General features: G+C 42.6%; 21 protein-coding genes, 4 tRNA genes and 1 pseudogene. 17 read left to right on the top strand and 9 right to left on the bottom strand.

Features of this window, described 5'->3' with window-relative positions; translation table 11 throughout:
- Positions 1 to 111: 111 nt before the first annotated feature.
- Complete coding sequence (locus IHV77_RS09360; protein ID WP_194811701.1) at positions 112 to 450, top strand: YegP family protein; 339 nt, start codon at positions 112 to 114, stop codon at positions 448 to 450.
- 4 nt (positions 451 to 454) lie between these two features.
- Here the strand turns inward: IHV77_RS09360 and IHV77_RS09365 are convergent, their stop codons facing one another.
- Entirely contained in the window at positions 455 to 1,159 is a 705-nt protein-coding gene (locus IHV77_RS09365) for a class I SAM-dependent methyltransferase (protein ID WP_194811702.1), read from the bottom strand.
- A gap of 26 nt (positions 1,160 to 1,185) precedes the next feature.
- Here IHV77_RS09365 and gloB point away from each other — a divergent pair, with 26 nt between their 5' ends.
- The 8 genes and pseudogenes from gloB to IHV77_RS09405 all read left to right on the top strand — a co-directional run.
- Positions 1,186 to 1,887: a hydroxyacylglutathione hydrolase gene (gene gloB / locus IHV77_RS09370; RefSeq protein WP_194811703.1), complete on the top strand. Its 702-nt coding sequence runs from the start codon at positions 1,186 to 1,188 to the stop codon at positions 1,885 to 1,887.
- A gap of 129 nt (positions 1,888 to 2,016) precedes the next feature.
- On the top strand, positions 2,017 to 3,339 hold the full coding sequence (hemA, locus tag IHV77_RS09375) for a glutamyl-tRNA reductase (protein WP_194811704.1): 1,323 nt from the start codon (positions 2,017 to 2,019) through the stop codon (positions 3,337 to 3,339).
- The gene (locus IHV77_RS09380; RefSeq protein ID WP_194811705.1) at positions 3,323 to 4,054 is read left to right on the top strand and encodes a phosphodiester glycosidase family protein; all 732 of its coding nucleotides are present in this window, start codon (positions 3,323 to 3,325) and stop codon (positions 4,052 to 4,054) included. The genes hemA and IHV77_RS09380 overlap by 17 nt, the downstream gene beginning before the upstream one ends.
- A gap of 122 nt (positions 4,055 to 4,176) precedes the next feature.
- Positions 4,177 to 4,253, top strand: a tRNA-Met gene (locus IHV77_RS09385).
- A 3-nt stretch (positions 4,254 to 4,256) separates the two neighbouring features.
- Positions 4,257 to 4,341 (top strand) — tRNA-Leu (locus IHV77_RS09390).
- Positions 4,342 to 4,370: 29 nt separating this feature from the next.
- Positions 4,371 to 4,445: transfer RNA gene (locus tag IHV77_RS09395), tRNA-Gln, on the top strand.
- Between the two features lie 45 nt (positions 4,446 to 4,490).
- Positions 4,491 to 4,565, top strand: a tRNA-Gln gene (locus IHV77_RS09400).
- Positions 4,566 to 4,735: 170 nt separating this feature from the next.
- Positions 4,736 to 5,227 (top strand): annotated as a pseudogene (locus IHV77_RS09405) (IS3 family transposase); the annotation flags it as partial.
- Between the two features lie 45 nt (positions 5,228 to 5,272).
- Here IHV77_RS09405 and prfC read toward each other — a convergent pair.
- Positions 5,273 to 6,856 (bottom strand): peptide chain release factor 3, encoded by a 1,584-nt coding sequence (prfC, locus tag IHV77_RS09410; RefSeq protein WP_194811706.1) that lies wholly within the window; start codon positions 6,854 to 6,856, stop codon positions 5,273 to 5,275.
- A 177-nt stretch (positions 6,857 to 7,033) separates the two neighbouring features.
- Between prfC and IHV77_RS09415 the strand changes: the two genes are divergently transcribed.
- On the top strand, positions 7,034 to 7,906 hold the full coding sequence (locus IHV77_RS09415) for a phosphoribosylaminoimidazolesuccinocarboxamide synthase (RefSeq protein WP_194811707.1): 873 nt from the start codon (positions 7,034 to 7,036) through the stop codon (positions 7,904 to 7,906).
- Positions 7,907 to 8,091: 185 nt separating this feature from the next.
- Positions 8,092 to 9,426 (top strand): argininosuccinate synthase, encoded by a 1,335-nt coding sequence (gene argG, locus IHV77_RS09420; RefSeq protein WP_194811708.1) that lies wholly within the window; start codon positions 8,092 to 8,094, stop codon positions 9,424 to 9,426.
- A 52-nt stretch (positions 9,427 to 9,478) separates the two neighbouring features.
- Here the strand turns inward: argG and ribA are convergent, their stop codons facing one another.
- Entirely contained in the window at positions 9,479 to 10,135 is a 657-nt protein-coding gene (gene ribA, locus IHV77_RS09425; RefSeq protein ID WP_194811709.1) for a GTP cyclohydrolase II, read from the bottom strand.
- 121 nt (positions 10,136 to 10,256) lie between these two features.
- Between ribA and IHV77_RS09430 the strand changes: the two genes are divergently transcribed.
- The 3 genes from IHV77_RS09430 to IHV77_RS09440 all read left to right on the top strand — a co-directional run bounded on the left by IHV77_RS09430 (position 10,257) and on the right by IHV77_RS09440 (position 13,688).
- A complete protein-coding gene (locus IHV77_RS09430) occupies positions 10,257 to 10,922 on the top strand; it encodes a phosphatase PAP2 family protein (RefSeq protein WP_194811710.1) in 666 nt (221 codons plus the stop codon).
- Between the two features lie 242 nt (positions 10,923 to 11,164).
- Positions 11,165 to 12,079 carry an N-acetylglucosamine kinase gene (gene nagK, locus IHV77_RS09435; protein ID WP_194811711.1) on the top strand — a complete coding sequence of 305 codons (915 nt, stop codon included), beginning with the start codon at positions 11,165 to 11,167 and terminating at the stop codon, positions 12,077 to 12,079.
- 175 nt (positions 12,080 to 12,254) lie between these two features.
- On the top strand, positions 12,255 to 13,688 hold the full coding sequence (locus IHV77_RS09440) for an alanine/glycine:cation symporter family protein (RefSeq protein WP_194811712.1): 1,434 nt from the start codon (positions 12,255 to 12,257) through the stop codon (positions 13,686 to 13,688).
- A 75-nt stretch (positions 13,689 to 13,763) separates the two neighbouring features.
- Here the strand turns inward: IHV77_RS09440 and IHV77_RS09445 are convergent, their stop codons facing one another.
- Complete coding sequence (locus IHV77_RS09445; protein ID WP_194811713.1) at positions 13,764 to 14,903, bottom strand: DUF2827 family protein; 1,140 nt, start codon at positions 14,901 to 14,903, stop codon at positions 13,764 to 13,766.
- 88 nt (positions 14,904 to 14,991) lie between these two features.
- The gene (locus tag IHV77_RS09450) at positions 14,992 to 15,603 is read right to left on the bottom strand and encodes a YadA family autotransporter adhesin (protein WP_194813301.1); all 612 of its coding nucleotides are present in this window, start codon (positions 15,601 to 15,603) and stop codon (positions 14,992 to 14,994) included.
- 121 nt (positions 15,604 to 15,724) lie between these two features.
- Between IHV77_RS09450 and IHV77_RS09455 the strand changes: the two genes are divergently transcribed.
- Both IHV77_RS09455 and IHV77_RS09460 read left to right on the top strand, forming a co-directional pair.
- Entirely contained in the window at positions 15,725 to 17,956 is a 2,232-nt protein-coding gene (locus IHV77_RS09455) for a coiled-coil domain-containing protein (RefSeq protein WP_194811714.1), read from the top strand.
- Positions 17,957 to 18,421: 465 nt separating this feature from the next.
- The gene (locus IHV77_RS09460; protein WP_194811715.1) at positions 18,422 to 18,604 is read left to right on the top strand and encodes a hypothetical protein; all 183 of its coding nucleotides are present in this window, start codon (positions 18,422 to 18,424) and stop codon (positions 18,602 to 18,604) included.
- Positions 18,605 to 19,421: 817 nt separating this feature from the next.
- On the opposite strand, the gene IHV77_RS09470 is transcribed toward IHV77_RS09460, so the two are convergent.
- The 3 genes from IHV77_RS09470 to IHV77_RS09480 all read right to left on the bottom strand — a co-directional run bounded on the left by IHV77_RS09470 (position 19,422) and on the right by IHV77_RS09480 (position 22,082).
- Positions 19,422 to 20,615, bottom strand: coding sequence for a Bcr/CflA family multidrug efflux MFS transporter (locus IHV77_RS09470; protein WP_194811716.1), 1,194 nt, complete (start codon positions 20,613 to 20,615; stop codon positions 19,422 to 19,424).
- A 1-nt stretch (position 20,616) separates the two neighbouring features.
- On the bottom strand, positions 20,617 to 21,315 hold the full coding sequence (gene rsuA, locus IHV77_RS09475) for a 16S rRNA pseudouridine(516) synthase RsuA (protein ID WP_194811717.1): 699 nt from the start codon (positions 21,313 to 21,315) through the stop codon (positions 20,617 to 20,619).
- Positions 21,316 to 21,455: 140 nt separating this feature from the next.
- Positions 21,456 to 22,082, bottom strand: coding sequence for a DUF1919 domain-containing protein (locus IHV77_RS09480; RefSeq protein ID WP_408635266.1), 627 nt, complete (start codon positions 22,080 to 22,082; stop codon positions 21,456 to 21,458).
- A gap of 190 nt (positions 22,083 to 22,272) precedes the next feature.
- Here IHV77_RS09480 and IHV77_RS09485 point away from each other — a divergent pair, with 190 nt between their 5' ends.
- Positions 22,273 to 24,543 carry an NADP-dependent malic enzyme gene (locus tag IHV77_RS09485; RefSeq protein ID WP_194811718.1) on the top strand — a complete coding sequence of 757 codons (2,271 nt, stop codon included), beginning with the start codon at positions 22,273 to 22,275 and terminating at the stop codon, positions 24,541 to 24,543.
- Positions 24,544 to 24,686: 143 nt separating this feature from the next.
- On the opposite strand, the gene IHV77_RS09490 is transcribed toward IHV77_RS09485, so the two are convergent.
- Entirely contained in the window at positions 24,687 to 25,994 is a 1,308-nt protein-coding gene (locus IHV77_RS09490) for a nucleobase:cation symporter-2 family protein (RefSeq protein WP_194811719.1), read from the bottom strand.
- Positions 25,995 to 26,008: the final 14 nt, after the last annotated feature.

The raw sequence follows: 26,008 nt of genomic DNA on the forward strand, positions 1-26,008 counted from the left end.
TTAAAGTTTATCACTTGTTTTCAGGCGGATTTAAGCGTAAATTGTCCCTGTCCGAAATGATTTTCGACAAACGACCCGATGATGAAATATTAATCCGAATAGGAGGAGATGATGGCGCAAGGATTTTATGAATTAAAAACAGCAAAAGACGGTCAATTTATGTTTAATTTGAAAGCGACAAACGGACAAATTATTTTGACCAGTGAGCTTTATAAAACAAAAGCCTCTGCATTAAATGGGATTGCTTCCGTACAAAAGAATGGTATTGAAGCAAAGAATTTTGAATATCGTGTTGCTAAAAATGAAAAACCTTATTTCGTTTTGAAAGCGGCAAACCATCAAGAAATTGGTCGCAGCCAGTATTATTCTTCACAAGCCGCCGCAGAGAAGGGCGTTGAATCTGTCATAAATAACGCTTCCTCTGAAACGATTAAAGAAGTCGAAGAATAGTGGGTTATTTACCCTTGATTTCTTTAAACGCACTTGCCGGCTCTAAAAATGCCGGCATTTTTGACCGCACTTTTTCTGTATTGAATGTGAGAGGGGTGAGGCGTTTTTGTGCCACAATTAGGGTTAAGGGGGAAAATAAGGTTGAATAAGTTTCTTTAATAGAAAGATTTTTTTGCTCTAGAATTTCAAAATTGAGCAGTTCCAACCAATCTGCTATTCGCCAAATAGGATATTTCCGAAAAGGGAAATCGCCAAGTTTTCGTTTAAAAATCAATGGGCTTATCGGATTAAATAAGGAAAGAAAAATCCAACCGTCATCGCTTAATACGCGATGTACCTCTCTTAGCATTTGATGGGGATCTTGGGCGAAATTGAGCGTATTTGCTAGAAAGCAGGCGTGAATTTCCTCTTGAATCAATGGAAGTGCCGTTAATTCGGCTTGAATTAAACTATCACTATGCGTTAAAAGTGCGGTTAAATTCGGCGATATTTTTTCACTGATAAGTATTTGATGACGCATAGGTAACGGCGTTTGTACTTCCGCACTTAATGCGCCCAGTTTTAAAATTTGGCAACCTAAAATTTTTGCTAACCAAGGCTCAAAAGCCCGTTGTAATGCGTTACAATATGCCTCACCTTGTGGCAACTGTTGCCAACCTGTCGGGGTGAAAAATGTATGTTTTGCTTTTGCTTGTAAATTAATAAACATTGAATATCCAAATTGAAAGAGGAAGTATGCTGGTCGCTTTGCCTGCGTTGAATGACAACTATATTTGGCTTTATCAACGAGAAAATTTTCCCCTCATTATTGTCGATTTACCCGAAACGGACAAGCTCTTTGCGTGGCTTGATAACCATAATTTGCCGATTGAAGCGGTGTTACTTACTCACGAACATCATGATCACACGCAAGGTGTGGCGGTATTTAAGGCGCGTTATCCGAACGTACCGATTTACGGTTCTCAAGAATGTGCGGAAAAAGGGGCGACACACATTGTAAATGAGGGAGATATTATTACACCGAATTATCATATTCAGGTTATTCCAACCGGCGGGCATACCGCCCAACACGTGAGTTTTTTACTGGATAATCATTTATTTTGTGGTGACGCGTTATTTTCTGCCGGTTGCGGTCGGGTGTTCACCGGGAATTATGAACAAATGTTTGAGGGATTACAGCGTTTAAATATGTTGCCTGATGAAACCCTCATCTGCTCGGGACATGAATATACTTTGAGCAATTTGGATTTTGCAGAAACCGTAGTGATTGATAAAAGTGCGGTTAAAAATCACCGTGTTTTGGTGGAAAGTTTACTTGAGAAAGGAAAACCGAGTTTACCAAGCACATTGAAATTGGAAAAACGCATTAATCCTTTTTTACAGGCAAAAGATTTAGAAATCTTTACGGCACTGCGAAAGGCTAAAGATATATTCTAACCCTTTCAGGTTATTCTTAAAGGATTGTTTCGCCTTGATTTGCTCAATGGACCGCAATTCATTAAAATAGCGCACAGTTTTTTATTTTTCTCCGTACTAAAAAAAGTGCGGTTATTTTTGAACCTATTTATGACCCTTCTTGTTCTTGGTATTAATCATAAAACCGCTTCTGTTGCCGTTCGTGAAAAGGTCGCTTTTTCAGATGAAAAGCGAAATCTCGCTTTGCAACAAATTCAAGTGCAAAACCTTGCGGAAGGAGCGGTCATTCTTTCAACCTGTAATCGTACGGAAGTGTATTTACATCATCGTCAGATTTCCCCTCAAGAATGTGATAAATGGCGGGAAAGGGTGGAAAAATGGTTTGCCGAGATTCATCAGCTTCCTTTGACGGAGCTTGCTCCCTGTATTTATGCGCATCAAAATCAGCAAGCCGCACAGCATTTAATGCGGGTGGCATGCGGTTTAGATTCATTGATCTTGGGAGAACCTCAAATTCTCGGGCAAGTAAAACAGGCTTTTCAGATTACGGAAGAGCATTATCAAAATGCGCATTTATCCCTTTCCGGTGAACTTTCCCGATTGTTCCAAAAAACCTTTTCGACAGCAAAACGGGTACGTACCGAAACCAATATCGGCGAAAGTGCGGTATCTGTTGCGTATGCCGCTTGTAGCTTAGCCCGTCAAATTTTTGAATCATTACGTGATTTAAATATCTTGTTAGTGGGAGCGGGAGAAACCATTGAGTTGGTCAGCCGCCATTTATTGCGTCATGGCGTAAAAAAATTGATGATTTCCAACCGCACTTTGGCAAGAGCCGAACAATTGGTAGAAAAACTTGCATCGGATACGCCTATTGATGTGTTTTCCTTAGATACTTTGCAAGAGGCATTGAATCAAGCGGATATTGTTATCAGTTCAACAGGCAGCCCGAATGTGTTGATTGGTCAAGAAATGGTGAAAACGGCACAGAAAAAACGCCATTATGCGCCGATGTTGTTGGTCGATATCGCTGTTCCGCGTGATATTGATGAAACAGTGGCGAAACTGGATAGCGTTTATCATTACACGGTGGACGACTTACAAGATATTATCCGGCGGAATTTAAGCCAACGGGAAGAGGCTTCTATACAGGCTGAGAAAATCATTGCTCAGGAATGTGCGGATTTCTTTGAGTGGTTGAAGGTACGCCAGTTTTCCAATTTGATTAGACATTATCGTGAAAATGCCGAACATACACGCCAAGATTTGTTAGAAAAAGCATTACAGCATTTACAACAGGGGGGGAATGCAGAGGTCGTCTTGCAAGAACTAAGCTATAAATTAATGAATAAATTGATTCATACCCCAACGCAAACAATGCAATCAATGATGAAAGCCGGTAATGCGGAAGGATTGCATTTATTTTCTAGTACGCTAAATTTCCCCTCTTCTTTTGATGATAAAAACACCTAAATTTTTAACCGCACTTTGTGGCGTTCTCCCTTTCCTCGTATCGGCGGAATATCGAACCTTTACCGATGATAATGTTACTTATGGGGTTTTTCACGCAAAACCGGAAGAAGTGCGTTTTCACTGGCGGGATAGTGAGGGGAAAGCCTATCGTTCGCTGACAAATTTAAAGCGTGCGTTGGAAAAGGATTATCAAGTAAAGATGATTATGAATGCCGGTATTTATAGTAAAAAGAATGAGCCGGCGGGATTATGGATTGAAAATAGTAAAATCTTAAACCCGTTAAATACGCGGCGGGGGAGTGGTAATTTTCACGTTCAGCCGAACGGCGTGTTTGCTTTGGTTGGAAAACAACCTTATATTCTTACGACCAAAGTCTATCAACAGAAAAACTTAAAGCCGACATTTGCAGTGCAATCCGGCCCGATGTTATTGATTAATGGAAAAATTAATCATCAATTTAAACCGACTTTAGAAAGCTATCATAAACGCAATGCCGTGTGTTTGGATAAGCAAAATCAATTATTTTTTATTTTGACCGTACAAGGTCAGCCGAATCTCTATACTTTGAGTCGAGGGTTGCAAAAAATCGGTTGTTATAATGCACTCTATTTAGATGGTACGATTTCGAATTGGTATATTCCCAATGCATTTAACAGCTTCCATTGGCATTACTTTGTCGGAATGATTTCTGTAACGGAAATGCATAAAAAATAACAAAAGCGTTTTTTTTATAAGCAAATAAACCTGAAATTTAGATTTTTTGAAAAAAATGATTGACGAGATAAAGTCAAATCCGCATAATACGCCCCGCAAAGCCGATATGGTTAGCAATAAATGGCTACATAGCTCAGTTGGTTAGAGCACAACACTCATAATGTTGGGGTCGCAAGTTCGAATCTCGCTGTAGCCACCATTTGCGGGACTGGCGAAATTGGTAGACGCACCAGATTTAGGTTCTGGCGCCGAGAGGTGTGTGGGTTCAAGTCCCTCGTCCCGCACCATTTATCGCTTTGTAATTCAAAATAGTTGTTGGGGTATCGCCAAGCGGTAAGGCACCGGGTTTTGATCTCGGCATCCCTAGGTTCGAATCCTAGTACCCCAGCCATACTATCCTAAAACTTTTCTCACATTCTTATAGAAGAATTCTTGTTGGGGTATCGCCAAGCGGTAAGGCACCGGGTTTTGATCTCGGCATCCCTAGGTTCGAATCCTAGTACCCCAGCCATCTTATTTTCTTATAAATCGTTTTTGCGGTACTATGTATCACTTTCACAAAGAGAATTTTTGATCTGACCCCAAAAAGTTGGACTCAATAAGCCAACTCAGTCAGGGGCAGATTTTTATGACCAAATACAATCAAGCATTCAAACAACAAGTCATCAATTTTTATCTTGATCCCGACCGAACGAAAAATGGCTTACCGACATCACGGAAATCAAAGCCAAAGACGGCAGTAAGTGTTATGTTTCACCGATATTAGACTGTTTCAACTCAGAGATAATCAGTGTCGCCATCATTCGAAGTCCGAATTGGAAACAAGTGGAGACAATGTTACGACAAGCGATTGAAAAGTTGCCGGAAAATGCCGAACCGATACTGCATTCGGACCAAGGTTGGCAATACCAAATGCGGGCGTATCAACGGATACTACAAGAAAACGGCATTGTGCAAAGTATATCGAGAAAGGGGAATTGTCTTGATAACGCCAAGATGGAGCGCTTTTTCGGTCGAATGAAAACCGAATGTATCTATGGTAAAGATTTTGACAATGCCGATGATATCGCTCAAGCCGTGAATGAGTATATTCGTTATTACAATGAGGAACGGATTAAATTAGGTTTAAAAAATTTGAGCCCTGTGGATTACAGGACTCAATATTTAAGTTAAATTATCTGTCCAGATTTTAGGGAGCAGATCACTTTTATTCTTAAGTTAATGTTCTCTTGTTTTGAAGAATACTATATCAGGGTAACGCTCTTGCGCTAAGTTTAAATTAACCATTGTTGGAGCGATATAGGTTAAGTTATCACCACCGTCTAAGGCTAAATTCTGTTCGTTCTTACGTTTAAATTCTTCAAATTTTTTCACATCGCTGCACTCTACCCAACGAGCCGTGGCGACATTGACATTTTCGTAAATCGCTTCTACGTTATATTCCGTTTTTAGGCGGGAAACGACAACGTCAAACTGTAGCACACCCACAGCACCTACAATTAAATCATTATTTATTAACGGTCTGAACACCTGTACCGCACCTTCTTCTGAAAGTTGTACCAACCCTTTTAGCAATTGTTTTTGTTTAAGCGGGTCTTTCAAACGAATACGGCGGAATAATTCCGGTGCAAAGTTCGGGATTCCTGTGAATTTCAACATTTCACCTTGGGTGAAGGTATCGCCGATTTGGATTGTACCGTGATTGTGTAAACCGATAATATCGCCGGCATAGGCCTCTTCTGCGTGTGAACGATCGCCCGCCATAAAAGTTAACGCATCAGAGATGACGATATCTTTACCGACACGAACGTGTTTAAGCTTCATTCCTTTTTCATATTTACCGGATACTACCCGCATAAAAGCAACACGGTCTCGGTGTTTCGGATCCATATTTGCTTGGATCTTAAATACGAAACCAGAGAATTTTTCTTCCGAGCTTTCTACCGTGCGGGTATCGGCTTGGCGAGGTTGCGGTTTAGGTGCCCACTCCGTTAATCCGTCAAGGAAATGATCGACACCGAAGTTACCCAATGCGGTTCCGAAGAATACGGGGGTGAGTTCGCCTTTAATGAAAGCATCGTGTTCAAATTCATTGCTTGCGCCTTGCACCAACTCCAATTCATCACGGAGCTGTTGGGCTAAATCATCACCCACTGCCGCATCTAATTCAGGATTATCCAAGCCTTTAACGATACGTACTTCCTGAATGGTTGAGCCTTGTCCTGATTGATAGAGATAGGTTTCATCTTTGCTGATGTGATACACACCTTTGAATAATTTGCCGCAGCCGATTGGCCAAGTGATGGGGGCACAACGGATTTGTAATACGTTTTCCACTTCATCCAATAATTCCATCGGATCGCGAATATCCCGGTCGAGTTTGTTCATAAAAGTGATAATCGGTGTATCACGCAAACGGGTAACTTCCATTAATTTAATGGTGCGTTCCTCGACCCCTTTTGCGGAATCAATAACCATCAAACAACTATCTACTGCGGTTAAAGTGCGGTAGGTATCTTCCGAGAAATCTTCGTGCCCCGGAGTATCCAGTAAGTTCACTAAGCAATTGTTGTAAGGGAATTGCATTACGGATGTGGTAATGGAAATTCCACGTTGTTTTTCCATTTCCATCCAGTCGGATTTTGCATGGGCGGTAGAACCTTTGCCTTTTACTGCTCCCGCCGTTTGGATCGCATTTCCATATAAAAGCACTTTTTCGGTAATGGTTGTTTTACCCGCATCCGGGTGGGAAATAATCGCAAAAGTGCGGCGTTTGTTTACTTCTTCTAAAGGATAACTCATGATTTTTTCTTCGTTCAATTAAAAATGCGGGCTATTTTCGCTGATTTTGAGATTTTGCTCAAATCAAATTGGGAAAAACAACAAATTTCGTTGTTTTTACAAAAATAGCAAACGTTTGCCCCAAAAGTGCGGTACAATACGCAACGATTTTTTATTGCGATAAAAAGGTGCAAACCAATGACACAAAATAATCCGACATTGAGTCTTAAAAAAATTTATTCAGGAAAAGTACGGGATCTTTATGAAATTGATGATAAGCGTATGTTGATGGTGGCGACAGATCGCCTATCTGCGTTTGATGTGATTTTAGATGAACCTATTCCTCGAAAAGGTGAAATTCTCACGCAAATTTCTAATTTTTGGTTTAATAAATTGGCACATATTATGCCGAATCATTTCACCGGCGATTCCGTTTATGATGTGCTGCCAGAAGAAGAGGCGGATTTAGTAAAAAATCGGGCGGTAGTGTGTAAACGATTAAATCCGATAAAAATCGAATCTATTGTGCGTGGTTATTTAACGGGCAGCGGTTTAAAAGATTATCAACAAACCGGTACAATCTGCGGTTTGAAATTACCCGAAGGTTTAGTTGAAGCGAGTAAATTACCGGAACCGATTTTTACCCCATCCAGTAAAGAAGAAGTGGGTAATCACGACATCAACATTAGTTATGCGGAATGTGAAAAATTAATCGGTGCGGATTTAGCGGCTCAAGTGAAAGAAAAAGCCATTGCGCTTTATACGGCGGCGGCGGAATATGCTTTAACCAAAGGCATCATTATTTGTGATACCAAATTTGAATTCGGTTTAGATGAAAAGGGTACGTTAACCTTAATGGACGAAGTGCTTACGCCGGATTCAAGCCGTTTTTGGGCGATTGATACTTATAAAGAGGGAATTAACCCCCCGTCTTTTGATAAGCAGTTTGTACGCGATTGGTTAGAAACCAGCGGTTGGAACAAACAACCACCGGCTCCGAAAGTACCGGCGGATGTGATTGAAAAAAACGTGGCTAAATATCAAGAAGCCTTAGATCTTTTAACTCGATAAGCGATAAAATCCCTGCGAAAAAGGCAGGGATTTTTACGAGTGAAAGAGAAAGTAATGATGAATAAAAATTGTGAGCATAATACGGAAATCACTAGACAAATACAAAAAGTGCGGTTATATTTTTCCGAGTTTTTATTCATATAAAGTGATTAAATATTCAAATTCACAGTCAGTAAGGAAAAAATATGTCAAATACTATTTTACAAGGTTTACCTAAAGGTCAAAAAGTGGGGATTGCTTTCTCCGGCGGTTTAGATACTAGTGCGGCATTACTTTGGATGCGTCAAAAAGGTGCGGTGCCTTATGCCTATACCGCGAATTTAGGGCAACCGGACGAAGATGATTACAATGCTATTCCGAAAAAAGCGATGGCTTACGGTGCGGAAAATGCGCGTTTAATTGATTGTCGTGCGCAATTGGTTCACGAGGGGATTGCGGCGATTCAATGCGGTGCATTTCATATCTCTACAGGCGGTATCCCTTATTTCAATACAACGCCGCTTGGTCGTGCAGTAACGGGTACAATGCTGGTGGCGGCAATGAAAGAAGATGATGTCAATATCTGGGGTGATGGTTCTACCTTTAAAGGGAATGATATTGAACGTTTCTATCGCTACGGCCTATTAACCAATCCGAAATTAAAAATCTACAAACCTTGGTTAGATGATCAATTTATTCACGAATTGGGTGGCCGTTTTGAAATGTCCCGATTCCTTATTGAAAATGGTTTCGACTATAAAATGTCGGTAGAAAAAGCCTATTCAACGGATTCAAATATGCTTGGTGCAACCCACGAAGCTAAAGATTTAGAAGAATTAAGTACCGGTATGAAGATTGTGAAACCGATTATGGGTGTCGCATTCTGGGATGAAAGTGTAGAAATTAAACCTGAAACCGTTACGGTTACTTTTGAAGAAGGTGTACCGGTCGCATTCAATGGTAAACGTTTTGATGATGCCGTAGAAATGATGCTTGAAGCAAATCGTATCGGTGGTCGCCACGGTTTAGGTATGTCGGATCAAATTGAGAACCGCATTATTGAAGCAAAATCCCGCGGTATTTACGAAGCGCCGGGAATGGCATTGCTACATATCGCTTATGAACGTCTATTAACCGGTATTCATAATGAAGATACGATCGAGCAATACCGCATTAACGGTTTACGCTTGGGGCGTTTATTGTATCAAGGCCGTTGGTTTGATCCGCAAGCTTTAATGTTGCGTGAAACGGCACAACGTTGGGTCGCAAAAGCGATTACCGGCACGGTAACCTTAGAATTACGCCGCGGTAACGATTTTACAATCTTAAATACCGAGTCGCCGAACTTAACCTATGAAGCAGAACGCTTGAGTATGGAAAAAGTAGAAGATGCGCCGTTTGATCCGATTGATCGTATCGGTCAATTAACTATGCGTAACTTGGATGTCGCAGATACGCGCGGCAAATTAGGCATTTATGCTGAAACCGGGTTGCTTTTGGTTGGTAAGGATTCTGTGTTACCGCAATTAGGTAAAAAATAATTAAGTTGAAATGAATAACCGCACAAAAGTGCGGTTATTTTTTTGAATGTTTTTACTTACCTCGAATCACTTCTTCCTGACAATGGGGACAATTCATTAAATGTTCTTCATTATTATGAACAATGTAATGCCCCATTTTTTTGGCTTTGGTATCCAAATATTTGGTGTTATAACGGTTTTCGCCGACATTGAGGGGAACGCGTTCCACCACATTAATTCCCGCTTTTTTCATCGTTTCCACTTTTTCCGGATTATTGGTCATTAAGCGCACTTTTTTCACACCTAATAATTCAAACATATCCGCACAGACTTCAAAATTTCGTTCATCGGCTTTAAAGCCTAGGGCGAGATTCGCTTCAATGGTATCCATTCCCTTATCTTGTAGGGAATAGGCACGAATTTTATTAATTAACCCTATGCCACGCCCTTCTTCACGGTGATAAATTAATACACCGCGACCTTCTTCTTTAATTTGATGAAGTGCCGTAGCAAGCTGAAATCCGCAATCGCATTTTAAACTGTGGAGCGCATCACCGGTTAAACATTCGGAGTGAATACGTGACAAAACCGGTTCGTCATCGTTTGAAATATCGCCCATCACTAATGCCACGTGTTCTTTTTTGGTATCGGGAAATTCAAAACCGACCATTTTAAAAATACCGTATTCAGTGGGTAAATCGGCTTGGGCAACCAACTGGATTTTTGCCATAAAGTTATCCTCATTCATTTCATTTCTGCTAAAATGCGCACTTCATTCTTATTATCAAGGAGCGAATGTGTTTAAAAGGCTGTCATTATATACGTTATTACTTTGTCTTGTACCATTTTTTATGTGGGGGTTTTCTTATCAATGGAATGGTAATAGCCAATTAATCGAAGCCGATTACTGGCTTTATTTGCTCACCGAAACCGGTAGTGTCCCTTATGCATTGATTACCTGTGCGGTGTTTGCCTTAATTTTGGGGTTTTTATTTAAAAACCGCAAACAATGGTTCTTAGGCGTGATGGTGATGGCTTTTGCAGTGGTTGCTACCCAAGCGTTGAAAACCGGTTTGAAAGCAGTGTTTAAAGAACCTCGCCCATTCACCGTCTATTTAGCGGAGCAAACACACACAAATGCAGAAAATTTCTATAAAAATGATCGTTCACAACGTGCGCTGATCGCAAGAGACTTTTATAGCACCCAAACCGACACACCGGCTTGGCTTGTAAAACATTATGAAAATGAAACGGGTTATTCCTTTCCATCCGGTCATGCTATTTTTGCGGCGACTTGGTTGATGCTGGCGGCAGGTTTTACACAATTATTGGGAAACCGTTCGTGGAAGGCGAAATTATTGATGGGGGCAATGGCAGTATGGAGCCTATTGATGCTCGTTAGCCGTGTTCGTTTGGGAATGCATTACCCCATTGATCTTTTGGTGTCGATCCTTTCGGCGTGGGTAATCAGTATGATTATTTTCGGTTTTTTACAGAAAAAACGATCTTCGTCATAAAATAAAGGGTTAAGTGCGGTTAAAATTTTCACCATTATGTCTCTATCAGTTGTACAAATCATTGTAGGCTGTGTTGGGCTAAGCCGTAACGCACCAATTAACAATTGTTTAATGATGAAATGGTGCGTTACGCCTCGGCTAACGGTACCCTACCTAATAAATATTTGATATAAAATTCGCTTTGTGCATTTGCTGCATAATACCGAAAATTTTAACCGCACTTTTTATCAAGGAGTTTGATTATGTATTATGGTTTAGATATCGGCGGTACGAAAATTGAGCTTGCCGTATTCAATGAAAAATTAGAAAAACTGTATTCCGAGCGAGTACCTACTCCAAAAACGGATTATGACGAATGGCTAAACACAATAGTCGATTTAGTGAAACGTGCCGATGAACGATTTGGTGAACCGGGTTCGGTGGGAATGGGGGTTCCCGGCTTTGTTAATCAACAAACCGGTTTAGCGGAAATCACTAATATTCGCGTGGCGGATAACAAGCCTATTTTACGTGATCTTTCAGAACGTTTAGGGCGTGAAGTGCGGGCTGAAAATGACGCTAATTGCTTTGCGCTATCAGAAGCTTGGGACGAAGAAAATCAGCAATATCCAACGGTGCTAGGGTTAATTCTGGGAACAGGCTTTGGCGGTGGCTTCGTATTAAACGGCAAAGTGCATTCCGGACAAGTGGGAATGGCGGGGGAGTTAGGTCATTTGCAGCTTAATTACCATGCGTTAAAATTGCTTGGCTGGGATAACGCACCGATTTATGAATGTGGTTGCGGCAATAAAGCCTGTTTGGATACTTACCTTTCCGGCCGCGGTTTTGAAATGCTATATCGGGATTTAAAAGGCGAAACGCTTTCTGCCCGTGAAATTATTGATGCTTTCTATCGTGGGAAAGAAAGTGCGGTCGATTTTGTGAAACTTTTTGTGGAACTGACCGCCATTTCTATCGGTAACATCATCACCGCATTTGATCCGCATATGATCGTGCTTGGTGGTGGTTTATCCAATTTTGATTATCTGTATGAAGCTTTACCGAAGGCATTGCCGGCTCATTTAATGCGCACGGCGAAAGTACCGCCGATTAAAAAAGCCAAACATGGTGATTCAGGTGGTGTGCGCGGTGCCGCCGCCTTATTTTTAGCTAAATAATCTTTTAAAGGCGTGTCAATTTTTTACACGCCTTTTAGATTTTATTTAGTTATATGCCTTTTTTATTAGAGAAAATCTTTTCTAATGTCTTTTATTTTCAAGCATTTCCGATAAATATCGCCTTCATTTTTTTCTTCCTCTACAATCTTGTTTTTTCACTATTTGGGAGGAACGGATGGAATTAATTGGTTATTTAGAGCAATTGCTCACTTGGATTGTCGATCATTTTGATGGACCGTTATGGAATCTCACCATTGTTATTTTACTGGGTGTAGGTCTCTTTTTTACGATTACTACCGGTTTTGTGCAATTACGTCTTTTCCCGGCAAGTATTCGTGAAATGTGGTTCGGACGTGCGGCGGAAGGTAATTCTTTAACTCCATTCCAAGCGTTTGCAACGGGGCTTGCCAGCCGTGTTGGTGTCGGCAACATTGGTGGTGTAGCAACGGCTATTGCGTTAGGCGGTGAAGGCGCGGTATTTTGGATGTGGTGTACTGCATTTATCGGTATGTCGAGCGCTTTTGCGGAATCTACTCTTGCGCAGTTATTCAAAATTCAGGATAAAGACGGTTCGTTCCGTGGTGGGCCTGCATATTATATCGTACAAGGTTTGAAATCTCGTACGATGGCGGCAGCCTTTGCCATCGCTTTAATTTTCACTTTCGGTTTTGCATTTAATTCCGTGCAATCAAACTCGATTGTCGAGGCGACAAGCAATGCTTGGAATTGGAAAGGTGAATATGTGGGCGTTGTATTAGTCATCTTAACGGCTGCGATTATTTTCGGCGGAATCAAGCGTATCGCCATTATTTCCAGTAGCCTTGTGCCGATAATGGCATTATTTTATTTGATTATGGCGGTGATTATTCTTGGCATGAATATCGAGATGGTGCCGAACGTTATTCGCAATATCATCACTAGTGCCTTTACTTTTGATGCGGCTGCCGGCGGCTTTTTCGGTGCAATGATATCACAAGCGATGATGATGGGGATTAAACGGGGATTATTTTCAAACGAAGCCGGTATGGGATCCGCACCAAATGCCGCCGCCGCAGCGCATGTTAAACACCCCGTTAGCCAAGGGTTGGTACAGATGCTCGGCGTTTTTGTGGATACCATGATAGTCTGTAGTTGCACGGCAATTGTTATTTTATTATCGAACAATTATGGCGGCGAAGAGCTGAAAAGCATTTCTCTCACCCAAAATGCGTTGCAATACCACGTAGGGGAGTTCGGCGTACATTTTCTTGCATTTATCCTATTGCTTTTCGCTTATTCTTCAATTATCGGTAACTATGCTTATGCCGAAAGCAATATCCGTTTTATCAAAAATAAACCTTGGTTTGTGTTTGTGTTTCGCTTAGTCGTATTATTTTTCGTCTATTTCGGTGCGGTACGTTCCGGCAATGTGGTTTGGAATTTTGCCGATACGGTGATGGCTGTGATGGCGATTATCAATTTAGTGGCGATTATCATACTTTCCCCGATTGTATGGAAATTAATGAAAGATTATCAACGCCAATTAAAATCGGGCAAAACGCCGGAGTTTAAAATTGAAAATTATCCGGAATTAAGAAAACGTGTGCTTGAACAGCAAACTTGGAAATAACAAAAAGTGCGGTCAGAATTGACCGCACTTTGGTTTTTCCCAAAAAAACTGAGCGACTTATAATGAAATCTAAATCTATTGTTCAAATAATCGTTTAATTTCTTTTTCGTATAAATAAATATTGACCGGATTTGTTGGTAACAACGAATCTAAATATTCATTCGCTCGTTTCACATAGGCTTCGTGATTTTTATCGTGGTTTTCAATCACATCTAACAATACTTTTGCCCCTTCAAAGGCATCAAATTGATCGTAATAATAACCGACACCTTTTGGTAATAATTTAGAATTATGAATAAAAGGATAGCCACCATATAAGGCATCGTTATAAGCATAATTCAGCCCATTTTCCCATTGATGGCTCAACACGATATCGACATAACGAGAAAGAAAATCGGGCATTTGATAGCGAGCTTCAACGGTCATGACATTATTCCGCACAATATCCGTACGCCCAATAAAATTAAAAAAGGTCGGGTTGTCTTTTTTATCATAAGTATTACAAGCATAAAAATGTTTTAGCCTTTCCGGTGCTAAGCGGTAAGCTTGTTCACAGATTAAAATCGGGATAAAACTGGTTTTTACCACATTAATATTGGCTTCAAAGCAAGCAACTCGTTTTCCTTTCTCTTCAGGGGTGGGTTGATAGCCGAAAGTTAAGTTATGTTGCTCCTTAATACGTTTAATGACTTTATCACAGAAAATAGGCGACCAAATTGCAGGGACAACATAGCTCTCACAACGATACATAATACTGAAGTAGGAACGGCAAGTATTTTCATGTTGTGGAATCATCCAAACCGCATCAAATGTAGTACCATTAAATGTTCTCCCTGATGGCTTATCAAAAAGAAAATATTCCATATCCATCACAAAATCATTACCAATTTTATAATTGACGATTTTACCATTATGAGCGTGCATTCTTTTGCGATGAGAGGGTTCAATGACTAATGTTCCTTCAATCAATAAATCAAGCTCGTCAACCACATCATCAATATAAGCAAATTTCAACCCCAAATCATCAAGCATAAAGCTTTCTGGCGGAGTGGTGCGTTTTTCGGGTCCCCAAGAAACAAGCACAACATCTTCTACAATTTCAGAATGTTTAAAAAGCGTAAAAAGATGGATCACATTTTGGTTTGCTCCGTTTGCCCAAATATCCGTAATTTTTGCTTCTAAATTAAAAGTAATTCCAATCTTATATTTACGCATTTCCCTTTCTCTCCAATATTAGTTTTTCATATAAAAAATCACTTAGGCGTTATACCTAAGTGATTTTATAACTTTATTGATTAATCAATTATTTCCATTGATAGCCAATACCTGCGCCGACATTGTAATCGCCACGTGTATTTGCCGCACCGCTTACTTTGAAAATAACTTTATTGTTGTCTGTTAATTTGGAGTAACCGACAGCGATTGCATTTTCACCTTTAAAGTTACCTACACCAACGCCGACTAAGTTCGCACCGGCTTGAGTAACTTGTGGAATATTTGCCATTGCAGTGACGCCCGCAATACCCGCACGAAGTTTTTTATCCGTTTTTCTGATATCACGTTTTACTTCATTTAGCTGGTTTACATTCACAGCATCAGTGCCTTTCACACCATGGGCAACGTTGGTTATACGGCGTTCGTTGTCAACACTACCGACCGATACGGTATTTGCTTCATTAGCAACAGAATTTGTACCAAGTGCGACAGAGTTTTCTGCGGTAGCTTGTGAATTTTGCCCCAATGCGGTTGCATTCTTCGCGGTCGCTTTCGCTTTATTACCAATCGCAGTTGTATTTTCAGCCGTTGCTTCAGCACCGTAACCTAAAGCGGTTGAGTTTTTACCTGCTGCTTTAGCACTCGCATCATTATCCGCATTATTCGCTGAGAACGATGTTTTACCGTCTTTACTGATCAAGCCTGAATTTTCAATTTTTTGAAGGGCACCCTGAGCACTACTTGCAGAACTACTTGCTGCCGTTGCAGAACTTGCAGCGTTAGTTGCAGAGCTATCGGCTGCGGTAGCGGAGCTTGCGGCATTGTTTGCAGAGCTATCGGCTGCGGTAGCGGAGCTTGCGGCATTGTTTGCAGAGCTATCGGCTGCGGTAGCGGAGCTTGCGGCATTGTTTGCAGAGCTATCAGCCGCCGTTGCAGAACTTGCAGCGTTATTTGCTGAACTATCGGCTGCGGTAGCTGAGCTTGCGGCATTGTTTGCTGAACTATCAGCCGCCGTTGCAGAACTTGCAGCATTGTTTGCAGAGCTATCGGCTGCGGTAGCTGAGCTTGCGGCATTGTTTGCAGAGCTATCAGCTGCAGTTGCAGAACTAGCTGCACCGCTTGCTGATGTACTAGCTTCGGTCGCAGAGCTTGCCGCATTATTTGCAGAGGTGCTTGCTGCACTTGCGGAATTTGCTGCATTACTTGCGGAGCTATCGGCTGCGGTAGCTGAGCTTGCGGCATTGTTTGCTGAACTATCAGCTGCAGTTGCAGAACTAGCTGCGTTGCTTGCAGAGCTATCAGCCGCCATTGCAGAACTTGCAGCGTTAGTTGCAGAGCTATCAGCCGCTGTTGCAGAACTTGCAGCGTTAGTTGCTGAACTATCAGCTGCAGTTGCAGAACTTGCCGCATTGTTTGCAGAGCTACTTGCTGCGGTTGCTGAACTTGCCGCACCGCTTGCTGATGTACTTGCCTCGGTCGCAGAGCTTGCAGCATTATTTGCAGAGGTGTTTGCTGCGGTCGCAGAACTACTTGCAGCGGTTGCAGAACTTTCAGCATTGCTTGCTGACGTACTTGCCGCTGTTGCTGAGCTTGCCGCATTGTTTGCAGAGCTACTTGCTGCGGTCGCAGAACTTGCTGCACTACTTGCTGATGTACTTGCGGCACTTGCAGAACTATCAGCTGCGCTCGCTGAGGTGCTTGCTTTAGTTGCTGAGCTATCTGCAGCACTTGCAGAGCTATTAGCTGCGCTCGCCGATGTGCTTGCTGCGGTTGCAGAACTTGCTGCATTGCTTGCTGAGGTACTTGCCGCTGTTGCTGAGCTTGCTGCACCGCTTGCTGATGTGCTTGCTGCGGTTGCAGAACTTGCTGCGTTGCTTGCCGATGTGCTTGCTGCGGTCGCAGAACTTGCTGCATTGCTTGCTGAGGTACTTGCTTTAGTCGCAGAGCTTTCAGCACTGCTTGCTGAAGTGCTTGCTTTAGTCGCTGAACTGTCTGCTGCACTTGCCGAGCTACTTGCAGCGGTTGCAGAACTTGCCGCATTGCTTGCTGAGGTACTTGCTTCGGTTGCGGAGCTTGCCGCATTGCTTGCTGAGGTACTTGCTTCGGTTGCGGAGCTTGCCGCATTGCTTGCTGAGGTGCTTGCCTTAGTTGCAGAGCTATCTGCAGCACTTGCCGAGCTGCTTGCCGCCGTTGCGGAGCTTTCAGCACTGCTTGCTGATGTACTTGCTTTAGTCGCAGAGCTTTCAGCTGCACTTGCCGAACTACTTGCAGCGGTTGCAGAACTTGCTGCGTTGCTTGCAGATGTGCTTGCTGCTGTTGCTGAGCTTGCAGCACCGCTTGCAGATGTGCTTGCAGCGGTTGCCGAACTTGCTGCATTGCTTGCCGAGCTACTTGCTGCGGTCGCAGAGCTTGCCGCGTTGCTTGCCGATGTGCTTGCAGCGGTCGCAGAACTTGCCGCATTGCTTGCTGAGGTACTTGCAGCGGTTGCGGAGCTTGCTGCGTTGGTTGCTGAAGTGCTTGCGGCACTTGCAGAACTATCAGCTGCACTCGCTGAGGTGCTTGCTTTAGTTGCAGAGCTTTCAGCACTGCTTGCTGAAGTGCTTGCTTTAGTCGCTGAACTGTCTGCTGCACTTGCCGAGCTACTTGCAGCGGTTGCTGAACTTGCGGCATTGTTTGCAGAACTATCAGCCGCAGTTGCAGAACTTGCTGCGTTGCTTGCTGATGTACTTGCTGCTGTCGCTGAACTTGCCGCGTTGCTTGCTGAGGTACTTGCAGCGGTTGCGGAGCTTGCCGCATTGCTTGCTGAGGTACTTGCTGCTGTTGCTGAGCTTGCAGCACTGCTTGCTGATGTACTTGCTTTAGTCGCAGAGCTTTCAGCTGCACTTGCCGAACTACTTGCAGCGGTTGCAGAACTTGCCGCATTGCTTGCTGACGTGCTTGCGGCATTTGCAGAGGTGCTTGCTGCTGTTGCTGAGTTGTTCGCTTCGGTAGCGGAATTTGCCGCTTTATTGGCTTCTTGTTCTGCTTTCGTTGCTGAATTTGCAGCCGATTGAGCTGAATTATCGGCAGCTGTTGCAGAACTTGCTGCATTGCTTGCTGCTTGTTTTGCTTCGTTTACTGCTGTGTTGATTTCATTTAATTTCGCCGTTACGGTTGATGCGGCGGTGCTTGCAGCGGTTAATGTTTGTTTGGTTGCATTAGATAAACCGTAAATGATCTTGCCATTTCCGTCTGTTGTGACGGAAAGCTCTGAGGTTGCCGCAAACGCAACTGAATTATCTTCGGTTAATTTCCAAGATTTTGCATCCCCAGAAGTCGATGTTGTTGAAGCCGCACCATTTTCTATGGTAAATTTGTAGTTGCGATTATCCACATCAATTTTGCTAATTGCGGTAGAGGCTTGATTAGCGGTTGATAGTGCCGTACTGGCTATCGTTGAAGCCGTATTTGCTGTTGTTTGAGCGGTTGCTGCTGCGCTTGATGCCGAGTTGGCGGTAGTTTGTGCCGCGGTAGCAACAGTGGAGGCATTATTTGCTGTATTTTGTGCATTAATTGCTGCAGTTGAGGCGGCGTTCGCAGTTGTTTGCGCTGTAGCGGCTGCGGTTGAGGCTGCCGTTGCTGTTCTCTGTGCATTGTTTGCGGCTGTAGAAGCTGCGGTAGCTGTTGATTGTGCGGTTGATACAGCGGCATTTGTTACATAAAGCTGTGCTCCTGTAATGGCTTGGTTCGACGTTGAGTTAACCGCTCCGTTTGCTAAATTAACGATAGTACGTTTTATTAAATCGCTACCAACTGAAACTTGATTACCACCGGATGTTTTTGATTTTGCACCTAAAGCAACAGAATCATCATGCGTTGCAAACGCCCCTTCGCCTAATGCAACACCTCTTGTAGCATTAACTACAACTCTATCTCCCACACCGAGACCTCCAGCACCGCTTACAACCCCATTAGAACCAATTACAATGGTTGTGTAAGCTGTACCCAGCGTACCAGTAGCATTTGAACCGATCGCAATAGACCCCATCTGATTTGTTGTAGCATTTGCACCAATAGCAATAGAACCAATCTTCTTATTTGTGGGATTTTCTCCTCCCTGTGCTTGAGCCCCCTTACCGAGGGCAACAGAGTTTTCCATTGCTGTATTTGCTCCGGCGCCTAGTTCTGTACCTGGTCCTGCTATCGTATTGCTTGCTAAGCCTAAAGATAATACCGTTACGGAGGTTGCTAATGCCGTTTTAACGGATTTTGTTTTCCCTTTTGAACGACTTAACTCCGATACCACCACAAAGGATAGTGTTACACGGCTAAAAATAACCTTGAAAATTTGATTCATAAAAATAAGCTCCAATAAAATATTGAAAAAAAGGATATAAGTGACAATGTCTTAGGACCGGCTCATTATATAGATAAATCGATATTTGGCTATATATGAGTAGGTTGAATTAGTGCGATTTTTTGTTTTTTCTCAAAAATTTACATTCTTTTTACATAAAAGTAAGAAAAAAGACCGCACTTTTACTCTTTCAAGTTTCGACAAGTCAGAAAATAATAGGCTAACACCGCAATGATCACGCAAGCGCCCATAGTAAGTAACATTGGCGCGGCAGTATCCATTTTCATCATTGCAACGAGTGAGCCCATTATTGCCCCCACTGCGAAGCGTACGCTCCCCATTAGAGAATTGGCTGTACCTGCCATATTCGGGAATTTTTCCAGTACGGAGGCCATTGCATTAGAAGAAATAAGCGGATTTTGCCCTACAAAGAATGCGACACCAAGTGCCATAGACCAAAAACCGAAATCGAAAAGTGCGGTCAAAATCAGCCATATTCCGGATAAAAATTGAATGGTTAAACCAATGCGTAACATCGTTTCTGCACCAAGTTTCGTCACGAAGCGTCCGTTCAAGAAAGAGGCGAAAGTCATAATTGCAATGTTTAGCATAAAGAAATAACCGAATTGATCTACTGCAATGCCATAAATTCCAATGTATACAATAGAGCCTGCCGTTACGAAAGCAAATAAACCGCCAAAACCGAAGGAGGCGGCGAACATATAGCCTAGTACTTCTTTTCGTTTCCATAGACTTATAAAATTACGTGCGATAATGTTGAGGCGAAGTGGAATACGATTTTCCTTTTTGTGTGTTTCCGGAATGATGACTGAAACAAGCAAAGCGGAGAGTATGCCCATTATGGCGATTACGTAAAAAATCGCATGCCAGTGAAAATATTTCACAATATAGCCGCCGATAATCGGTGCGATTAAAGGGGCAATCATAAAGACGAGCGTAATACTGGACATCACCTTGGAAAGTTCGTTTTTACTGAATAAATCTTTCAGCAGCGCACCTGAAAGTACAACGGGGGCAGCACCGAAGAAGCCCTGTATAAAACGAAGTGCGGTGAAATTTCCGATAGAATTTATCTCCGTCAGAATGAGAGCGGTAATCGCACCGATAATCACACCAAGTAAGATGATTGGCTTGCGTCCGAAGCTGTCGCCAAAAGGCCCCCAAAATAATTGCCCGAATGCCATTCCATAAGCAAATGCGGTGAGCGTATATTGTACCTGCTCAGGGCTGATATTAAGATCTTTGGCGATTTCTAAAAATGATGGCAAATACATATCCACGCCGAAAGGCGGCAGCATAGATAAAATGCCGAGTGTTGCGATAAAAATAAAGGTGGGTTTTATATTTTGTGTCATATTATTTTACCAAACTGTCAATTTCTGCTTGAGTGAGGGGGCGGTATCCGCCTTCTTCTAAGGTGTTATCCAATTCAACCGCACCGATTTTCCAACGATGTAAACCGATCACTTTATTGCCGAGAGCGGCAAACATTCGTTTTACTTGGTGATAACGCCCTTCTGAAATCGTGAGGTTTACATTGTAATCATCTAAAATTTCAAGTTTTGCAGGCCTAGTGGGCGATTTTTCACCCCGTAATAAAATGCCTGCTGCACAGGCTTGTACGTAGTGTTCTTCCACTGGATCGGCAAGGGTAACAAGATAGGTTTTCTCACAATGATGTTTTGGCGAAGTAATACGGTGAGACCATTGTCCGTCATCGGTTAATAAGACAAGCCCTGTGGTATCGACATCCAAACGCCCTGCGCTGTGGAGCTTGCCGGACAGGGGATAGTCAAAGAATTGGTAAATGGTGGGGTAATCACCGTCATCATTTGAACAAATACAGCCTTGCGGTTTATTGAGCATAAAATATTGTCCGCTTTCGAACCAAGTGAGTTGTTGATCTTCAAAATAAATTTCGTCATCTTGTGAAATTTGACGGGCGCTGTTTTTTTCAATTTCACCGTTAATTTTGACCGCACTTTGGCGAATGGCTTTGGTCGCTTGAGAGCGGGTTAAACCGGTATTTTCGGCAATGAATTTATCTAATCGCATAGGGTATCTCTTTCTTTTGGGTTAGGGCATATTTTACACGATGGCAGAGATATTGGCTGATGAATACAGGAAATAATTTTTCTGGGGGCAGACCCTGAACGCCATCGAGGTCATTTGGTGTTGCATTCGGTTTTCAATGACTAAATTTGATTAAACCATTTTACATAATTAAATTGATCGTAATATTTCGCGCCATTCCAACCGGAGAACGTAAAAATATCGCCCACTTGGTTTTGATTTTCAAATCCTTTGATATAAAAGGCGGATTGTAATTCCGGGTAAGGCTTGTGAGTAAAAACGACTTTATTTTTGAACGGAAGCCGATCAAATGCCACAAGATCTTCATAAGCAATGCCTTGCGCACCGTCTTTATCCGTCATAATAATAAATAAGTTATCAAAATTCATTCGTGCGGTGCGAATCTGCCATTTTTCGCCGGCTTCTTGTTCACTGTGATAATGCATAAAGTGAACAGTAATATCCGCCAATTTGCCAATGGGGTAATTTTTTTCCGAAGGGATAAACTCAAGGCGCTGTTGTCGATAAAATTCGATATTTTGAAGATAACGAATGAAGTCTTTCGGGCTAAGATAAAGGTTTACAAAAGGTGAATTAAAGGGCTCGTTTAGATCGTGCAGCATAAAGGCACCGACACAGTTGGCGGAAAGCACCGTCATTCCGTGATTTTGTAAACTTGATTTGAGCTGATGATTAATGGATTTTCTTTGCCACTGATTAACCGCATTTTTTAATTTTGAAAATAGCATAATTTCTCCTTAGTCCGTCTATGCTATCGCTTTTCTATCCATTAATTCAATCATTAATTTTTGTAACAAATTTGTGAAAATTTGCGCTTCATCACAAATTTATCTGTAAAGAGAGAGTATAATCGGCGCATCTTTTCAATTCGATTCACAGGAATCGAGTTTCGTACCACTACAATGGAGAATTATTTATATGAGCGAACAATTACGCCAAGCGGCATTGGATTTTCACGAATTTCCTATTCCGGGAAAAATTGAAGTTACCCCAACAAAATCACTGGCAACCCAGCGCGATTTAGCACTCGCTTATTCTCCCGGCGTGGCGGAACCCTGTTTGGAAATAGAGAAAGATCCTTTGGCATCTTATAAATATACGGCTCGTGGAAATTTAGTGGCGGTAATTTCAAACGGCACGGCGGTGCTAGGATTAGGTAATATCGGTGCGCTTGCGGGTAAACCCGTTATGGAAGGAAAGGGCGTATTATTTAAAAAATTCGCCGGTATTAATGTGTTTGATATTGAAGTTAACGAGCGTGATCCGGATAAACTGGTCGATATTATCGCTTCTCTTGAACCGACTTTCGGCGGTATTAATCTTGAAGATATTAAAGCTCCGGAATGTTTCTATATTGAGCAAAAACTGCGTGAACGAATGAATATTCCCGTATTTCATGATGATCAACACGGTACGGCGATTATCAGTGCTGCGGCGATTATCAATTCACTTCGCATTGTCGGTAAGAAAATTGAAGAGGTTCGTCTTGTGGCATCCGGTGCCGGTGCTGCCTCCATTGCTTGTTTGAACTTGCTTTTATCATTAGGAATGAAACGAGAAAATATCACCATTTGTGATTCTAAAGGTGTGGTGTATAAAAATCGTGATGATCGAATGGATCAAACCAAAAAAGATTATGCCATTGATGACAACGGCTGGCGTACATTGGCTGATGCAATGCCGAATGCGGATATTTTCCTCGGTTGTTCGGCGGCGGGAGCATTAACTCAAGATATGGTGAAATCCATGGCGGCGCATCCGATTATTCTTGCATTAGCCAATCCGAACCCGGAAATTACGCCGCCTGAAGCCAAAGCCGTTCGTCCTGATTCGATCGTTTGTACGGGTCGTTCCGATTATCCGAATCAAGTGAATAACGTACTTTGCTTTCCATTTATTTTCCGCGGTGCATTAGATGTGGGAGCAACCGCCATTAATGAAGAAATGAAACGTGCGGCGGTTTATGCCATTGCGGATCTTGCCCTTGAAGAACAAAATGAAGTGGTTACTTCCGCCTATGGCGGAGAAGGGGCGACTTTCGGTGCCGATTATGTGATCCCGCGTCCGTTCGATCCGCGTTTAATCGTGCGTATTGCCCCTGCGGTGGCAAAAGCCGCAATGGAATCCGGTGTGGCAACCCGTCCGATTTCGGATTGGAACGAATACATCGAAAAATTAACGCAATTTGTTTATAAAACAAGCCTCTTTATGCGCCCGATTTTCCATCAGGCGAAACAAGCGCCACAGCGTATTATTCTTGCAGAAGGCGAGGAAACCAACGCTTTACACGCAACACAAGAAGTGATTTCTATGGGGTTGGCAAAACCGATTTTAATCGGTCGTGAAGCTGTGATTGAAAGCAAAATTAAAAAACTTGGTTTACGTTTACAACCGGGCGTTGATTTTGAGATTGTCGATAACGAAAACAATCCGCGCTATGAAGAATGTTGGAAACATTACTATGAATTAACCAAACGTAAAGGCATTACTCAGGCGATAGCAAAACGTGTAGTGCGTTCAAATACCACCGTGCTTGCCTCTATTTTGGTTAATCTCGGCTATGCGGACGGTTTAATCTGCGGTTTATTCGGTTCTTACGGTAAACATTTAGCATCAATTCAAGACATCATCGGATTAAAAGACGATGTGAAAGTGCCGGCGAGTTTACAGAGTTTGGTTCTGCCAAGCGGTAACGTATTTTTGACGGATATTCACGTGAATACCGATCCGACTGCGGAAGAATTAACGGAAATTACCTTAATGGCAGCAGAGGAAGTGCATCGTTTCGGTATTGAGCCTGCCGTCGCTTTACTTTCTCATTCAAATTACGGTTCATCAAATGAATTGGGCGCACCGAAAATGCGCGAAGTGTTAGAACTCGTGAAAGCACGTAATCCGAAATTAATGATTGACGGTGAAATGCGCGGTGATTTGGCAATGAATGAAGAGCATCGCCGTGACATTATGCCGGATAGTCCGTTAAAAGGTTCGGCAAACTTGCTTGTATTTCCGAATTTAAGCGCCGCACGTATTAGTTATAGCCTGTTGCGAGGCACAACGACAGCGATCACGGTAGGGCCGATTTTGATGGGAGTAAATAAATCCGCTCATATTTTAAATCCGACAGCTTCCGTTCGCCGTATCATCAATATGATTGCTTATGCGGCGGTGAAAGCACAACAAGATTAGCTATTGTGAATTTAATTTAAAAAATTTGAGTCCTGTAGATTACAGGACTCAATCGTTAGGTTATCTGTTCGGATTTTTTGGTGCGGAGCACTTTTGATTTAGCGCATAAGTGCGGTCTGTTTTTGGAATGTTTTTCGTTTTGCTTATTCTTCTGCCGTGCTTTTATCTTCCGGTAAGATGAGGTTTAAAATTAATGCGAATAATGAGCCGACAGTGATACCAGAACCGAGAACTTCTTTAAAAAAGTGCGGTAATTTATCAAGGAGTTCCGGACGGGTTGTAACAGCCAAGCCGCAACCGATTGAAATGGCAATGATTAAACCATTGCGTTTACTGCGTTCTACTTTATCCAGCATTTGAATTCCCGCTGCAATAATCATCGCGAACATCATCAAGCCTGCTCCGCCAAGTACCGGCAATGGAATGGAAACGATTAAGGCGCCGAATACGGGGAATAACCCTGCCAGTGCGAGTAATACGCCGGTGAGGGCTACCACGTGGCGGCTTGCCACGCCGGTTAAGGAAATGACACCGATATTTTGCGAGAAAGAAGAAAATGGTGTTGTGGACATAATGGCGGCAAGCGCAGACCCTAAGCCATCCGCTAATACTCCTCCACGTAAATGTTTACCGGTGATTTCGGTATTGGTTGCATTGCCTAAAGCAAGGAAATTACCGCTTGATTCCACAATTGTGACTAAGTAAGCAATTGACATTCCGATAATACCGGAGATTGGGAAGGTTAAGCCGAAATGTAGTGGTTGTGGAACGGCAAAAGTTTGTGCGTTTGCTACGCCGTCAAAATTTACCCAACCGAGAATGAGGCAAAGTAGATAACCAGCCATCATTCCGATAACAATTGCTGCAGCAGAGAAAATTCCCTTACCCCATTGTACCAATATTACGACGATGACCAATACGAAACTTGCCATCATTAAGTTTTCAGGGGTGGCATAATCGGCATCCCCCCTTTGCCCGCCGGCAAACCAATCTACGGCAACAGGAATAAGGCTTAAACCAATCATCATAACCACGGTACCTGTTACCACAGGTGGGAAAAGTTTGCGAATGTACGGCATAAAGAAACTACCGATAATCATCACCAAAGATCCCACCAAAGAAGCCCCTAGAATCCCCGCAACACCATATTCGCTAAAGCCGATGGCGAGTGCCGCAGCAACAAAGGTGAAACTTGTTCCCATCACACTTGGTAAACGGATGCCAATCGGACCTAAACCACGACATTGAATTACCGTCACCACACCGGAAATTAACAGTGCGGCATTGACCAATGTAATGGTATCTTCGGTAGGGAGTTTTAACACATTACCGATGACTAAAGGAACGGCGATAATACCGCCAAGAGCCGCTAACAGATGCTGTGCGGCAAGCAACAAACTCAGCCCAAAGGGCGGTTTGTCTTCAACAGAGTAAAGGAGTTGATTATTCATAACGGAACCTTAAG

This window comes from Rodentibacter haemolyticus (assembly GCF_015356115.1).
Classification (GTDB): Bacteria; Pseudomonadota; Gammaproteobacteria; order Enterobacterales; family Pasteurellaceae; genus Rodentibacter; species Rodentibacter haemolyticus.

Coding starts and splice junctions, on each gene's coding strand:
- IHV77_RS09485 (WP_194811718.1), top strand. CDS start 22,273: ATGAGCGAACAATTACGCCAAGCGGCATTGGATTTTCACGAATTTCCT.
- ribA (WP_194811709.1), bottom strand. CDS start 10,135: ATGGCAAAAATCCAGTTGGTTGCCCAAGCCGATTTACCCACTGAATAC.
- prfC (WP_194811706.1), bottom strand. CDS start 6,856: ATGAGTTATCCTTTAGAAGAAGTAAACAAACGCCGCACTTTTGCGATT.
- IHV77_RS09415 (WP_194811707.1), top strand. CDS start 7,034: ATGACACAAAATAATCCGACATTGAGTCTTAAAAAAATTTATTCAGGA.
- IHV77_RS09365 (WP_194811702.1), bottom strand. CDS start 1,159: ATGTTTATTAATTTACAAGCAAAAGCAAAACATACATTTTTCACCCCG.
- IHV77_RS09440 (WP_194811712.1), top strand. CDS start 12,255: ATGGAATTAATTGGTTATTTAGAGCAATTGCTCACTTGGATTGTCGAT.
- nagK (WP_194811711.1), top strand. CDS start 11,165: ATGTATTATGGTTTAGATATCGGCGGTACGAAAATTGAGCTTGCCGTA.
- IHV77_RS09430 (WP_194811710.1), top strand. CDS start 10,257: ATGTGGGGGTTTTCTTATCAATGGAATGGTAATAGCCAATTAATCGAA.
- argG (WP_194811708.1), top strand. CDS start 8,092: ATGTCAAATACTATTTTACAAGGTTTACCTAAAGGTCAAAAAGTGGGG.
- IHV77_RS09360 (WP_194811701.1), top strand. CDS start 112: ATGGCGCAAGGATTTTATGAATTAAAAACAGCAAAAGACGGTCAATTT.
- gloB (WP_194811703.1), top strand. CDS start 1,186: ATGCTGGTCGCTTTGCCTGCGTTGAATGACAACTATATTTGGCTTTAT.
- IHV77_RS09470 (WP_194811716.1), bottom strand. CDS start 20,615: ATGACACAAAATATAAAACCCACCTTTATTTTTATCGCAACACTCGGC.
- IHV77_RS09480 (WP_408635266.1), bottom strand. CDS start 22,082: ATGCTATTTTCAAAATTAAAAAATGCGGTTAATCAGTGGCAAAGAAAA.
- IHV77_RS09380 (WP_194811705.1), top strand. CDS start 3,323: ATGATAAAAACACCTAAATTTTTAACCGCACTTTGTGGCGTTCTCCCT.
- IHV77_RS09445 (WP_194811713.1), bottom strand. CDS start 14,903: ATGCGTAAATATAAGATTGGAATTACTTTTAATTTAGAAGCAAAAATT.
- hemA (WP_194811704.1), top strand. CDS start 2,017: ATGACCCTTCTTGTTCTTGGTATTAATCATAAAACCGCTTCTGTTGCC.
- IHV77_RS09490 (WP_194811719.1), bottom strand. CDS start 25,994: ATGAATAATCAACTCCTTTACTCTGTTGAAGACAAACCGCCCTTTGGG.
- rsuA (WP_194811717.1), bottom strand. CDS start 21,315: ATGCGATTAGATAAATTCATTGCCGAAAATACCGGTTTAACCCGCTCT.